This window comes from Wenzhouxiangella indolica (assembly GCF_042310355.1).
Taxonomy (GTDB): domain Bacteria; phylum Pseudomonadota; class Gammaproteobacteria; order Xanthomonadales; family Wenzhouxiangellaceae; genus Wenzhouxiangella.
The window spans coordinates 30,194-43,483 of sequence record NZ_JBHJMR010000002.1 but is presented as its reverse complement, the minus strand read 5'-3'; the positions used below and the strand labels follow the sequence as shown (position 1 = coordinate 43,483).

Sequence of the window (13,290 nt, the reverse complement as noted above, 5' to 3'; positions counted from 1 at the left end):
GAACACGGGCAACGGCTACGCCTGCCCTGCCACAGCGCTTGTGCGGCGGCTGAGTGTTACCTAATTAACCGCATGGCCCACTAGCACTTGACCAGGATCAAAACCCGTCCAATAAGAAGCTGCTTATATACATAGCCAGGCTCCACCAACCAAAAGGGGAAGGCAAGATGCGGATTTCTTCGAGTTGCGGGCTCAGCCTGCTGGTGTTTTCAGTGCTGGTGACCCGGGCTGCGTTCGGAGCGATCGATGTGAGCGGATCCATTTCGGTCGACACCACCTGGTCCGACCCCGTCTATCACGTCGTCGATTCGATCACGGTGGAACCGGATGTCACATTGACCATCTCACCCGGCGTTGTCGTCAAATTCGACTACGGCAAGTTCCTCAATGTTCGGGGCAGCCTGGATGTACAGGGCTCCGAGCAGGATGCCGTCTACTTCACGGATATCCGCGATGACAGCGTTGGTGGGGACAGCAATGGGGATGGAGGCGGTACCGTGCCCGGCGTACCCTGGTGGCAGGGGATCTACGTGCGCGACGGCGGCAGTGCCCTGCTCGACCGCGTTGAAGTGCGCTATGCGGGCCGCTACTACCAGTACAACGAACCCGGCGCCATCCACAAGGCCGGCAGCGGGACACTTACAGTGACCCGATCCGTAATCCGCCACAGCGACCGGCGCGCCATCGTTCTATTCGATACAGATAGCGCACATGCCATCGAGAACAACCTGATCGATGGCACCGCTCAGTACCAGGCCGTTTACCTGCGGGATGCTTCCGGCAACGTCACGATCACCGGCAACTCGATCATCGGCGCGGCCACCTTCGGTATTCACGGTCGCGATAACACCCGCGCCACAATAAGCGGCAACAGCATAAGAGCGAGTGGAAACTCCGGCATCTACCTTACTTCGATTACCAATGCCGACACCGTCACGATTGATGAGAACGCCGTCGAGAACAGCGGATATCACGGCATCTACGTCCAGAACACTCCAGGCGCGCTCACGATCGCGGGCAACACCATACGCGGCAACGGCAACAACGGCATCTATCTGTCCCAGAGCAGCCCGACCATTACCGACAACCGCATCTACGACAATGCACTTCGCGGTATCTACCTTGGTGGCGCAGAAAGCGTGCCCGAGATCTTCCGCAATGATATCCGCGGCAACGAAGTCGGCATCCTTGCCGTGAGTTCCGCCAACCCCCTCGTCGGCGGCTCCATGGACAACGCCAATGACATTCACCGCAACAGCGCTCTGGGCATTCAGAACGATACCGACTCGATCACCATCAATGCACGATTCAACTGGTGGGGCGCAGGCAGCGGACCTTACCATGCCGAGAACAATCCGGAGGGCCAGGGCAACGAGGCATCCGACTGGGTCGACTTCGGCAACTACCTGTCCGAGGGCACGCTGCAGCGGATCTTCAACGACCGGTTCCAGTAGGTATAAAGTGGCCAAGTTCTCGTTTCAAATGACCGAGGCGACGATCATCTTCCTGATAACACTCGCGATTGCCGGATCTGGGTTTGCTCGAAGCTAGATTATTACGGGGTCCACCGGCGCCTCAATTCTCGTGGTCGTCCGGTCCAGACCATGAAGCCTGACAGCGTGACCCTCCAGGCCTTATAGTCGATTCACGCAAGCAAGACCCGGTACATGCGGGGCATTGCTCATGCATAATCGAAAATTCTAGATCGAAGGCATCTTATGGCAACGCGCCTGATCGAACTTGCCGTGCCCGCCGACCGGCTGGCCGGCCTGAAAGAGAGAATCGATGCGCTGGATCCCGTGGCGACCGAGAGCCTCGCCAGCGACAACGGCGAACGTGCCGTGCTGCGCGTGCTGGTGCGCCAGGGTCAGGTTGAATCCTTTCTCGACAAGTTCGAATCCCTCAGCGAACGCTACGACGAGATCCGCATGAACGTCTACGCGGTCGAGGCGACCCTGCCGCCCCCACCCGAACGCGACGAGGAATCGGAGCCCGAGCGCGAGAAAGCGGAACGGGAAGAGACCAATCGACTCAGCCGCATCGAACTACACACTCGAATCGGCAAGAACGCGAAGCTCGATGCCGAGTACATGTTGATGGTGCTGTTCTCCTCTGTGGTCGCCGCCGTGGGGCTGATCCAGGGCAACGTGGCGGTAATTGTCGGCGCCATGGTGATCGCCCCCCTGCTCGGCCCGAACATGGCCCTGGCGCTTGCCGCGACCCTGGCCGATCGGGACCTCGGGATCCGTGCCGTCAAGACCGGCATGAGCGGCGTGACGCTTGCCGCCTTGCTGGGCGTGATCTGCGGATGGGCGCTCAAGGTCGACCCGGCCTTGCCGGAGATCGCCAGCCGAACTCGCATCAACCATCTCGACCTGATCCTGGCGCTGGCCGCCGGCGGGGCCGGGGCGCTGGCGACAACCAGCGGCATCGCCGCGGCCCTGGTCGGCGTGATGGTCGCCGTCGCACTGCTGCCACCGCTGTTGGTGGCGGCCCTGCTGGCCGGCTCCGGCAACTGGCAAGGCGCGGCCGGCGCCGCGCTGCTCTACAGCACCAATATCGCGGCGGTCAACGTGGCCGCCATGACGGTTTTCCTCAGCCGCGGCGTCACCCCGCGCAAGTGGTGGGAGAAAAGTCGTGCCAAGCGATCCGCCACGATCTTCATGGTGCTGTGGATCGTGATCCTCGCGGCCCTGGCCGCCGGCTTTATCTACTACAACCTGCAGCTCGAAACGCCTGTCTCGGAACAAGGCCCGTAAACTGAGTGGCCGACTACCTGGCCGCCGGATCCATTCCAACAAGCCCCAAAGCGCCCGCGGGGGGGGCCGCGGGCACCACAAGATTAGTCGGTTCTGCCTACTCTGTGCGCGCCGGCACATCCTCGTCATCGTCGGAGATGATGACTTCAACGCGACGATTGAGTTGGCGGCCGGCCTGCGTTCCATTGGTGGCAACCGGGTAGTCCAGCCCGTAGCCGCGAGTCCGAACGCGATCGGCGTCCACACCACGTTCAACCAGTGCATCACGAACCGAATTGGCGCGTCGCTCCGACAGGCGCAGGTTGTAGTCGCGCGCGCCGGTCGAGTCGGTAAACCCTTCGACCCGCACCTTTCGATCCTCGTATTCCATGAGGAACTCCGCGATGCGCTCGATCGTGCGCTCGGCACCTTCACGCAACTCGTACTTGTCGAGGTCGAACAGGACATCGGTGCCCAGTGTCAGCACCAGTCCACGCTCGGTAGGCCGCGCTTCCAGATCGGAGATCTGTGCCTGCAGCCGATCGGCCTGCTCGCGCATGCGCCGGGCTTCTTCTTCGAGCTCCTGCGTCCGCCGTTCGGCCGCCATGCGCTGTCGGCGCTCATCCTCGGCTTCGCTCTGCGCCATCTCGCGCTGTTGTGCCTCCTCCCGACGCGCCATCTCGGCTACGCGGGCATCCTGCTCGGCCCTGGCCCGCCGGGCGGCTTCCGCCATGCGCCGGGCTTCCGAGCGTGCGGCCTCGGCCTCGGCACGAGACTGCTCCGATTCGAGCCGCTGCGCTTCCCGCTCGGCCCGCGCAGCACGCGCCTCCAGGCTCAACACTTCGCGCTGGTTACTCAGTTCATCGGCGCGCGCCTCGAGTCGACTGAGCTCCGCCGATTCGCGCGCAATGCCGACCTGGGTTTCCGTCAACTGTGCCAGGTGCAATACATCGGACCGATCGGCGCCTTCGCGCCACTGATCCCGGGCCCGGTCGAGCAGTGTTTCGGCTTCCTGCATTTCGCCCGGGGCAAAACGGCGGACCTGGGGATCGGAAACCAGGGCCTCGACCGAGGCTTCGGCACGCTCCAGTTCAGACAACCGCTGCGGCGTGGTCGCGCAAGCGGCAAGCACTGCAACGACCATCAACAATACAAAAGGTAATTTGAGATTGATGCGTTTCATGACGAGCCTCCTTGCACACGGGCACGGGTGATTTCATCGCGCAATGCTTCGACGGTATCCTCGAGTTGTTCCACCTGGCGACGACTTCGGGCGGACCGAGACTTCCGGTCTGCCAGCCGCGCCATCTTCTCGGCTTCCAGGGCAAGCTGGCGGGCAATCTTGTTCTCGCCTTGTTCGATCGCCCTTTCTGCCTCCGCGAGATGCTCGCGAGCCTGCTGCAGGTCACCGGGGGCGTGATCACGCGCGCCCATTTCCACGGCGTAATCGATGGCGTTTCGCGCCACGGCGAGTTGATCGTTGGGAACAGGTGGCTGGGTGGCGCAGGCGGTCAGGAACAACGCCAGCAAGCCAATCAGTCCGCCATTCAGTATTCTATTCATCGGTTCTCTCCCGGTATGGACACTCGGTGAATGGCCGTCACTGACGAAAAATTTCGGCTTCATCACCGTAGTGCGATGCATGCTCTCAGCGGGCATGCTCACTTTCCGAGTCATTCTGGAGTGTTTCGCGCAGAGTGAATGTACGCCGGCGAACATAGCAGGGGCGCAATGGGCTAATGCCAGGCGAAATGACAAGCAGCACTGCACTATCATTACTTCCTTATGCATTGACGCGATCGCCCGCACCGCCAGGCCGCCTGCCATCCGATGGACAAGCCCGTTCGATACAGCTTTGAGCACGCGACTTTCGCCCCACACGAGGGCCGGCTGCGGCTGGGCGACGAAGACGTGATTCTCGAGCAGAAGGTTTCCGACCTGCTGCACGCGTTCTGTCGGCGACCGGGACAAGTGCTGACCAAGACCTGGCTGATGGAAGAGATCTGGCCGGGGCGCATCGTCAACGAAGACAGCCTGTCGGTGGCGGTGAGCAAACTCAGGCGGACACTCGGTGACCGCGCCGCTTCACCGAACTACATCCGCACCGTGACCGGTACGGGCTATATCTGGCTGCCGGAAACACGGCGCGTCTCCGTCGAGCCGGATCGGCCCTATTCAGCCGCCGGATCGCGAATGGGCTGGTGGCTGTCATCCGGCATCGTCGGCGCCGGACTGCTGGTGGCCGCCGTAGGCAGCTGGTGGGTCAGCCAGCGCCCCTCCCCGGAGCCTTCTTCGCCGCCGTCGAGTCAAGCCAGCGCCGAGATCGGCCAGATGCTGGAACGGGCCGAGGAGCGCCTGGCCGAAAACGAGCCCGAAGCCCTTCGCCAGGCCATTTCGGGCTTCAGGGAAGTGCTCGAGCAAAGCCCCGGCGATGCCGAAGCCTACCTCGGCATCGCCGCGGCCAAGCTGCGCCTGAGCGCGCTCAACGGCTTCCTCGACATCGAGCTCTACGCAGAAGAGGTCCACGCCCTGCTCGACCGCGTGCTGGAGATCGATCCCGACAACGCAGGGGCCTGGCTGCGCAAGGCCGAGCTGTACTGGCTGGCCGACTGGGATCTGCAGGCGGCCGAGCAAGCCTACCAGCGCGCGATCGAACTGGCGCCCGACGATCCGCAGAACTACCTGCCCTACAGCGAATTCCTGCTGTCGCTGGGCGAATTCGAACGCTCAGAGCAAGTCCTCCAGCGCATGCGCGAGGCTGACCCGGCCTGGTATCGCTTTATCAACATGAGTTTTGTCTACACGATGCGCGGCGAATTCGAGCGGGCGGTGGCCGAGACCCGGCGCCTGATGAACTCCGAATCGGAATCCGGCCACTACGGCAGGATGCTGCATCGCCTTGGCCTTCTTCTCGACGACGACGCAATGGCATTCGACCAACTCGTCATCCTCATGCGCGAGGCCGGTATCGCGGAAGAACGTATCGGCGAATATACCCGGCTGTATCGGCAGCAAGGCATTGAAGCCCTGTTCGGGCGGATGCTGGATGACCGGTTCGAAGCGAACGTGGGACACCATCGTCCGCCCATCGCCTGGGCACGCTACGCGGTGGTCGCGGGGCGGACCGACGAGGCCTTCCGCTGGCTCGACGAAGCGGTGAGCGAACGCCAGCCCCAGATCCTGCTGGTCAACGTCGATCCCCACTACCTGCCCCTGCGCAACGATCCGCGCTTCGCACAATTGCTCGATCGCCTGCCGCAGCGGGAAGGCGAATCGAAGCCTGGCTCCGACTGACCATAGCGCCTAACTGTTCAGCGTCGTCACCGGAAACTCTTCCTGCGACAAGACGGTCACGAGATCGCCGCTACGAATCGATTCCGCGCCGCGCACGATCACCCGCTGTCCGGCGGCGAGCGAACCCGCCACGCCGACGTAATCACCGTGATCGGCGCTGACTTCAACGGGAATCGCACGCGCCCGGCCTTCATCGTCGAGCACGAACACCCGGATCTGCTTCTCGCCCAGCACCAGTGCGTCGCGCGGCACGATGAACTGCTGCGACGGCAGGGCCGTGGGCACGGCCACGCTGATCAGCTGGCCGATCCGGAACTGCGAAGCCATCGACTCGGGCACGCTGAGAAAGCCCAGGAAGCTCTGCGACTGCTCGTCGCTGACCGGAACCGTGGCTCGCACGACCATCTCGGCGCTGCCCGAACCCCAGTGAACGCGCAACGCGCCCAATGCGGCCGGCAGCGCACTGTGGGCCAGCGGCCCGTGGAAACGGATCTCGAGCGCTTCAGTGCTGACCAGTTTCGCCACCGGCTGCGTGGCCGACACGCTCTCACCCTGCTGCTGGAATCGCCTGGTCACCATGCCGTCGAAGGGCGCGGCGATGCGGGTCCTCGCCAGGTCCTGGCGGGCCCGGTCGATTTCCACCTCGAGCAGCTCGGCGTCCGAGCGCGCCATCCCCAGATCGGCTTCGAGCGAGTCGACTTCGCGTGCCGAGATCGACTGTTGCTCCTGCAAGCGGCGGTAGCGGTCGAGATCCTTCTCGAGGCGGCGAATCTCGATGTGCTTCTTGTTCAGACGTGCTTCCAGTTCCCGCACCGCCAGTTCAAATGGGCGATCGTCAAGGCGCGCGACCGCCTCGCCTTGCGCGACCCACGTGCCGGGCTCGGCCACCCAGGTCAGTGCCCCGGCGATACCCGCCGAGACCGCCGAATCGTGGCGACTCTGCACCGTGCCGGTGACCATCAGGGTGGGACTGACCTCGTCGGACTCGACCGGCACGACCGAAACCACGGACCGTTCGGCGGCCAGGGCTGACCCGGCCAGGGCCAGGGCTGCCGGCACAAGGAAAATGACATGGGTAAAGCGTTGCATGAAATTCATTTCGTAAACTCCTGTTTTCAAGATGATTGAATAGCCGAGTCAATGGGCAATCCGACACGGCGGGCACGAAGCCTTGCGAGCAAGCGCAGGGTGGCCGCCATGAAGACGACGGTGAACAGGGTGCTGGTGAGCATGCCGCCGACGATGACCACGGCCAGGCCGCGGTAGATTTCGCTGCCCACGCCGGGCACGAGCACCAGGGGCAGCATGCCGACCACCGAGGTGAGCGTGCTCATCCAGATCGGGCGCACGCGGGTCTCGACGGCCATGCGGATGGATTCCTCGTCGGAAAGCCCTTCCTCCCGCCCGCGCCGGGCCCGGTCGATCAGCAGGATGGCGTTGTTGACCACCAGGCCCATGAGAATCACGAAACCGATCATTGTCAGCAGGTCGAGCGACTGGAAGGCGAACAGGTTGAGCGCGCACAGGCCCAGCACGCCACCGGCCAGCGCCATCGGCATGGAGGCGAGCACGACCAGGCTGTCGAGCGATGAACGAAAGAGGGCCGTCATGAGCAGGAACAGCACCAGCACGGCGAAGCCGAAATTCCGGCTCATGGTCTCGATCGTGTCGGCCAGGTCGTCGGAGCCGCCGTAGAAAAACAGGTGAACATCGGGGCTTACCTGCGACTGCGCCTCGGCCACGATCGGCTCGAGCGCCTCGAGCGCCGCCTCCAGCGACATGTCGGCCGGCGGCGTGATCGCCAGGGTCAGCGCGCGCTCGCCGTTGTAGCGGCGCAGCTGGGTCGGGCCTGCCCGGCGCTCGGCCACCGTAAGCTGGCCCAGGGTCTGCACACCGGCCAGTGGCGTGGCCATGGGCACGGCCTGGAGCTGTTCGGGACTGCTCCAGCGCGGCGCGCGAAGGATAATGTCCTGGCGCCGGCTGCCGTCGAAATGCTCGCCCAGGAAGAGCCCGCCGGTGACCGCGCGCACCATGCTGGCGACCTGTCCGCGATCAAGACCGGCCTGCGCAAAGGCGTGATCGTCGGGGGTGAGCATCAGCTGCGGCTGGGCGTCGCGCAGGCCCGGCAAGGGCCTCACTGCCGCACCGGGAATGATCTCGCCGATGCGCTGGATGGTCTGAGCCGCCACCTCTCGCGAGGCATCGTCAAGCTCGCCGCTGAAGTTCAGATACACCGAACGACTGCCGCCGATATTGAGGCTCAGCAGCGAGGACTGCCAGGAAACCGACTGCGTATCGGGCAGGTCGGCCAGAATCTCCGTGCGCAGCAGCTCGAGCACCCGTTGCACGTCGCGCGGATTTTCGGGGTAGACGAACAGGATCTTGCCGCCCTCGCTCATCGCCAGGTTGTAGGCGGCGATGGCGGGCGATTTCTCGCCGGTTCGGTAGGGCTCGATCCGGCGCATGATGGTGCGGCCGATCTCGTTTTCCAGGGTCTCGTAGCTGGCGCCGGGCGGAGTCAGGAACACCGTCATGATGCCTTCCCATTTGGCCTCGGGCAGAAAGTCCGTCTCGGGCGTGAGTGCCCAGATCAGGGCCGCCGCGCCGGGGCCCAGCACGATCAGCCACAGCAGCGCACGACGGTCACTGCCGGCCAGCGCCAGGTAGCGCCGCGCCAGGCGATGCCAGAAACGCGGCGGTTGGCCGCCATCGGCGTCGGTATTGAGAAAGATGCCGGCTACCACGGGCACCAGGAAGAAGGCGCCGAGCATCGAGATGCAGACGGCCACGGCCATGCTGACGGCAAGGTCGAAGAAGAGCTGGCCTTCCACCCCCTGCATGAAAACGATGGGGGTGAAGATCGCCACCGTGGTCAGGGTGGAAGCGAACAGAGCCGGCGCCACCTGGACCGTGCCTTTCACGACGGCCCGCTTCAGTGCCTCACCGTGCTGGAGCAGGCGCACGATATTTTCCTGCACCACGATCGCGGCGTCGAGCACCAGCCCCACGGAGAAGGCCAGGCCAGCCAGTGAGATGATGTTGAGGCTGCGGCCGAGCAGGTCGAGCATCAGCAGCGCGGCCAGCAGCGAAACCGGAATGGTCAGCGCAATCAGGATCGTCGCACGCCAGCCGCGCAGCATGAGGTACAGCAGCCCCATCGCCAGCGCGATGCCCAGGCCCAGGTTGCCCTGGACCAGGGCGACGGCGCGCTTGATGTGCTCGGAGGAATCGAAGCTGAGGATCAGCTCCAGATCGGCCGCGTCCAGGTGCTCGGCGTTGATCCTGGCCACGCGCTGCTTGAGCTCGGTCATGAGCTCGACGGTGTTGGCATCGGTGGTCGCAAAAAGCTGGATGTAGAAGGCCGGGTCGCCGTCGCGATAGGCGAAGCCCCGCATGGGCTGGTGGCCCTGGCGAATCTCGGCGACTTCGCCCAGGCGCACAGGCCGACCGTCGTTGTAGGCGACGATCATCTGCGCCCAATCGTCGAGTGGATACTGGCCGGCAAAGCGGACCGTGTACTCGCGCCGTCCGACCGGCGCGAAACCGCCCGACACATTGCCCGCGCTCTGGATGCGCGCAACCAGGCTGTCGAGTTGCAGGCCGAGTGCCGCCATTCGGTAGGGATCGAAGACGATCTCGAGCTGCGGCTCGCGGAAGCTGTTGAGCCCGACATCGGTCACGCCGGGAATCGAGCGCAGCGCCGGTTCAACGGTCTGTCGGATCAACTCCTGGTCGGCGGTGAAATCACCGTCGGCGCCTTCGGCGGTCTTGCGAATCAGCAGCGTGGCCAACGGCTGCTCGAGCCCGCCCAGGCTGATGATCGGCTCTTCGGCGTCGCGCGGACGCGCCGGTGCCTGGTTCATGGCGTTGATCACGTCCATGAGCTTCATCTGCATGTCCGTACCGACCTCGAACGAAAGGTTGGTGATGCTCATGCCGGAGCGGACCGAGGACAGGATGGTCTCCACACCGGAAATCGAACGCAGTACTTTCTCCTGCGGCTCGACCAGTTCGGCTTCCATTTCGGCCGGCGCGGCCGAGCGCCAGTAATTGAGAATGGTGATCTGCGGCCGCTCGAGATTGGGCGTGAGCTGCACCGGCAGCTTGACCAGCGCGGCCAGCCCCAGAATGCAAACGATCAGAAAGACCACGACCGTGGCGACCGGGTTGGCATGGGATAACTTGAACAGGTTCATGGCGCGATTCCGTTTCCGGCGTGATGAATGTGGGCTCCATCATTCGCCCGGCCGCCCGATCAGTCCTGAAATCGCGCCGAAGGATCCGGAATCATTCCGAAAACGCGCTTAAGAATCACTTCAAGCTATTGAATTAACAGACAAACCATGCGCAGCGTCAACAACCGCAACGCACTCCTGCCTTCCGCCTTCCGTCCTCCGACGTCCGTCCCTCAATCCAACTCGAACCGGTCCCGGAACACGACGCTCGCGGGCGAGGACTCGGCCAACCACTCGAAAAGATTGATCGCGTAGGTTCGATTGTCGAAGCGGTTGATGTCGGTGCCAGCGCCGTTGAGATTGAAAAAGGTGTTGCGATCGAAGTGGCCGGCAATCCGACCCAGGTCGACTTCGATGACCACCAGCGCACCGTCGAGCAGACCGACCGGGCGGCTCTCGCCTTGGTTCTGGCCGCTGAATGGCGGTTCGTTTACGCGCGTCTGATCCTTCGCTCCGACAACAACGGCAGCCTGTGACTGCGCGACGATCGGCGAAACGCCCTCACCGTCGAAAGCCTCCACACCATCGAGAACCGGGTGATCGGGTTGGTCGAAGTCCGACTGGCCGCGCTCGAGGACGTAGGTGCCCTGATCCTGGTTCATGACCAGCCCGAAGCGGTCGAGGAACTGTTGATCGCTGTTCGGCGCGTCGGCCCAGTCGCTGCCGAAGTTGGCATCCGAGATGAACAGCGCGCCGCCGCCGTCGCGAATCCAGCTTTCGGCCGCGTCGATGGCGGCCTGGTCGTAAACGGCGTTATTGGAGCCGAATACGATGACGTCGTAGTCCGACAAGGGAAGCTCATCGAGCGCGACGGCAATGCCGTCGGAAGGTCCGCTCGCGTTCTCCGCCGTTTCGGTGATCTGCTCGACTTCGAAGCCGGCATCCTCCAGCGCCAGGCGCAACTCCCCCCAGCCGTGGTTGCCGCCGAAGGTCTGCATATTGAAGATGTCGGCAAGGTGCTCGGTGCGCTCGTTGTCATTGCCTGCCTCGAGGAAGCCACCGGAGCGTTCGGCGCCGCGCAGGAAAAGCACCTTGGACTGGGCGAGGGCCGCCGCGGCGTTGGTCAAGAGAATCAAGATAGTGATCATGAGGAAGATCGATCGGGACATGTGTGTCCGGCTCCTTTCTGCATGGCGGCGCGAGTCAGGCCGCAGCCACACGACGAACCCCTTTGCTTGGAGTCTACTCCGACGCGTGCTTGAGTTCCTTGCGGTAAACGGATGCCCTACACTGGCCGTAGACTCCACAAGGTATTGAGCACCATGGCCGACCATTACGGTGGCGAACTGATCGCCCGCATGCTCCAGGCCGAAGGCGTCGAGAAGGTCTTCGGCATCATCGACGGCACCTACTTCGGGTTCTACGAGGCACTTCACCGGCTGGGCATCGAGATCGTCACCCCGCGCCACGAGACCTGCGCGGCGCACATGGCCGGTGCCTACGCGCGACTGACCGGGCGGCTCGGCGTGTGCATGGCCTCCAACGGTCCGGGCGTGGCCAACCTGCTGCCGGGCCTGGTCGTCGAACAGGCCGAAGGCAACCGCCTGCTGGCGATTACCAGCGCGCGCCGGCCCGAGATCATGTATCCCGACCGCGGCGGCGCCTACCAGTGCTTCAACCAGGCCGGCGTGATCGGGCAGATCGGCAAGTACTCGCAGGCGGTTTCTTCCTGGGAGCGCGCGCCCGAATTGATGCGCAAGGCCTTCCGCGCCTGTTGGGACGGTCGCCCGGGCGTGGTCCACGTCGACGTGCCCGAAACCATCATGAACGGCAAGTTCAAGGCACTGCCGTCGCTTTGGGAACCGAAAAAGTACCGCAACACCGAGCCGACCTCGCCCACGCCCGAACAGGTCGAGCAGGCCGCCGAGCTACTCTGCCGGGCCGAGGCACCCATGATCCACGCCGGCAGCGGCGTCATCCACGCGCAGGCCTTCGGCGCGCTCGAGCGCGTGGCCGAACAGCTCCACGCGCCGGTCACGACAAGCTGGGCCGCACGCGGCGTGATCGGCGAAGACTCGCCCCTGGCCATGCCGATGCCGCACGTCAAGCTCAACCACCAGGTGCGCAACGAGGCCGATACCGTGCTGATCCTGGGCTCGCGCGTGGGCGAGACCGACTGGTGGGGCAAGCCACCCTATTGGAGAAAACCAGGCGAGCAGACCACCATCCAGGTCGACCTCGACGCCAATATGCTGGGCCTCAACAAGCCGGCCGACCTGGCCATCCAGGCCGATATCGGCAAATTCCTCGATGCCCTGGCCCGGGCGCTGGCCGAGCGCAAGTCCACCAACATGGACGCGCGCCGTCAGCGGGTGTCCGGCTACGGCAAGACGATGGAATCCGACCGCGCCGACTGGAACAAGGCCCTGGAGCACAAAGAAGTCCCCATGCATCCGGCGCATGTAGCCAGCATCTGCAACAAGGTCTTCGACGCCGACTCCCCCATCGTGGCCGACGGCGGCAACACCGCCATCTGGGCGATGTTCTACCACCGCGCCCGGATACCCAACCGCGTGCTGTCGACCTTCAAATTCGGCATGCTCGGCGCCGGCGTGGCGCAGGCCATCGGCGCGGCCGTGGCCCGGCCCGACAAGCCGGTGTGCTGCATCATCGGCGACGGTGCCTTCGGCTTTCATCCACAGGAAATCGAAACCGCCGTACGCAACAAACTCAAGGTGGTCTACATCGTGCTGTGCGACAAGCAGTGGGGCATGGTGAAGATGAATCAACAGTTCTCGCTCAGGCCACTGAAAACCCTCATGTTCAAGTCGCTCAGACCCGAAGAAACCATCAAGGCCGACCTGGGCGAGATCGCCTTCGACAAGGTGGCCGAGGCGATGGGCGCACACGGCGAGCGCGTGGCCGACGCGGCCGACCTCGAGGGCGCGCTGAGGCGGGCCATCGAGTACGGCGGCTGCGCCGTCGTGCATGTCGACGTCGATCCGGTCAAGCATATGTGGGCACCGGGGCTCCTGCATTTCAAGAAAATGCACGAAGAACCCAAAGGCTGAGGAGAGGGGGAA

Annotated in this window: 9 protein-coding genes; 4 read left to right on the top strand and 5 right to left on the bottom strand. The window is 64.0% G+C overall.

From position 1 onward, the window contains the following. Positions 1-248 precede the first annotated feature (248 nt). Positions 249-1,454 carry a right-handed parallel beta-helix repeat-containing protein gene (locus ACDC67_RS03475; RefSeq protein WP_376690641.1) on the top strand — a complete coding sequence of 402 codons (1,206 nt, stop codon included), beginning with the start codon at positions 249-251 and terminating at the stop codon, positions 1,452-1,454. A 264-nt stretch (positions 1,455-1,718) separates the two neighbouring features. Beyond that, positions 1,719-2,759, top strand: a complete 1,041-nt coding sequence (locus ACDC67_RS03470; RefSeq protein ID WP_376690639.1) for a TIGR00341 family protein — start codon at positions 1,719-1,721, stop codon at positions 2,757-2,759. Positions 2,760-2,856: 97 nt separating this feature from the next. On the opposite strand, the gene ACDC67_RS03465 is transcribed toward ACDC67_RS03470, so the two are convergent. Both ACDC67_RS03465 and ACDC67_RS03460 read right to left on the bottom strand, forming a co-directional pair. After that, positions 2,857-3,921 (bottom strand): OmpA family protein, encoded by a 1,065-nt coding sequence (locus ACDC67_RS03465; RefSeq protein WP_376690638.1) that lies wholly within the window; start codon positions 3,919-3,921, stop codon positions 2,857-2,859. Beyond that, positions 3,918-4,397 carry a DUF4398 domain-containing protein gene (locus ACDC67_RS03460; protein WP_376690636.1) on the bottom strand — a complete coding sequence of 160 codons (480 nt, stop codon included), beginning with the start codon at positions 4,395-4,397 and terminating at the stop codon, positions 3,918-3,920. The genes ACDC67_RS03465 and ACDC67_RS03460 overlap by 4 nt, the downstream gene beginning before the upstream one ends. Positions 4,398-4,568: 171 nt before the next feature. On the opposite strand from ACDC67_RS03460, the gene ACDC67_RS03455 reads away from it, so the two are divergent. Then, complete coding sequence (locus ACDC67_RS03455; protein WP_376690635.1) at positions 4,569-6,032, top strand: winged helix-turn-helix domain-containing protein; 1,464 nt, start codon at positions 4,569-4,571, stop codon at positions 6,030-6,032. A gap of 9 nt (positions 6,033-6,041) precedes the next feature. Here ACDC67_RS03455 and ACDC67_RS03450 read toward each other — a convergent pair whose 3' ends face one another. The 3 genes from ACDC67_RS03450 to ACDC67_RS03440 all read right to left on the bottom strand — a co-directional run bounded on the left by ACDC67_RS03450 (position 6,042) and on the right by ACDC67_RS03440 (position 11,355). Continuing rightward, positions 6,042-7,130 carry an efflux RND transporter periplasmic adaptor subunit gene (locus ACDC67_RS03450; RefSeq protein ID WP_376690633.1) on the bottom strand — a complete coding sequence of 363 codons (1,089 nt, stop codon included), beginning with the start codon at positions 7,128-7,130 and terminating at the stop codon, positions 6,042-6,044. Between the two features lie 17 nt (positions 7,131-7,147). Beyond that, positions 7,148-10,228, bottom strand: a complete 3,081-nt coding sequence (locus tag ACDC67_RS03445) for an efflux RND transporter permease subunit (RefSeq protein ID WP_376690631.1) — start codon at positions 10,226-10,228, stop codon at positions 7,148-7,150. 212 nt (positions 10,229-10,440) lie between these two features. Continuing rightward, positions 10,441-11,355 carry a hypothetical protein gene (locus ACDC67_RS03440; RefSeq protein ID WP_376690629.1) on the bottom strand — a complete coding sequence of 305 codons (915 nt, stop codon included), beginning with the start codon at positions 11,353-11,355 and terminating at the stop codon, positions 10,441-10,443. 174 nt (positions 11,356-11,529) lie between these two features. Here ACDC67_RS03440 and ACDC67_RS03435 point away from each other — a divergent pair, with 174 nt between their 5' ends. Next, the gene (locus ACDC67_RS03435) at positions 11,530-13,278 is read left to right on the top strand and encodes a thiamine pyrophosphate-binding protein (protein WP_376690627.1); all 1,749 of its coding nucleotides are present in this window, start codon (positions 11,530-11,532) and stop codon (positions 13,276-13,278) included. Positions 13,279-13,290 lie beyond the last annotated feature (12 nt).

What these genes read in the sequence shown, in the direction of transcription:
- ACDC67_RS03435 (WP_376690627.1), top strand. Translation starts at nt 11,530, where the DNA reads ATGGCCGACCATTACGGTGGCGAACTGATCGCCCGCATGCTCCAGGCC.
- ACDC67_RS03440 (WP_376690629.1), bottom strand. Translation starts at nt 11,355, where the DNA reads ATGATCACTATCTTGATTCTCTTGACCAACGCCGCGGCGGCCCTCGCC.
- ACDC67_RS03465 (WP_376690638.1), bottom strand. Translation starts at nt 3,921, where the DNA reads ATGAAACGCATCAATCTCAAATTACCTTTTGTATTGTTGATGGTCGTT.
- ACDC67_RS03445 (WP_376690631.1), bottom strand. Translation starts at nt 10,228, where the DNA reads ATGAACCTGTTCAAGTTATCCCATGCCAACCCGGTCGCCACGGTCGTG.
- ACDC67_RS03470 (WP_376690639.1), top strand. Translation starts at nt 1,719, where the DNA reads ATGGCAACGCGCCTGATCGAACTTGCCGTGCCCGCCGACCGGCTGGCC.
- ACDC67_RS03460 (WP_376690636.1), bottom strand. Translation starts at nt 4,397, where the DNA reads ATGCCCGCTGAGAGCATGCATCGCACTACGGTGATGAAGCCGAAATTT.
- ACDC67_RS03450 (WP_376690633.1), bottom strand. Translation starts at nt 7,130, where the DNA reads ATGAATTTCATGCAACGCTTTACCCATGTCATTTTCCTTGTGCCGGCA.
- ACDC67_RS03455 (WP_376690635.1), top strand. Translation starts at nt 4,569, where the DNA reads ATGGACAAGCCCGTTCGATACAGCTTTGAGCACGCGACTTTCGCCCCA.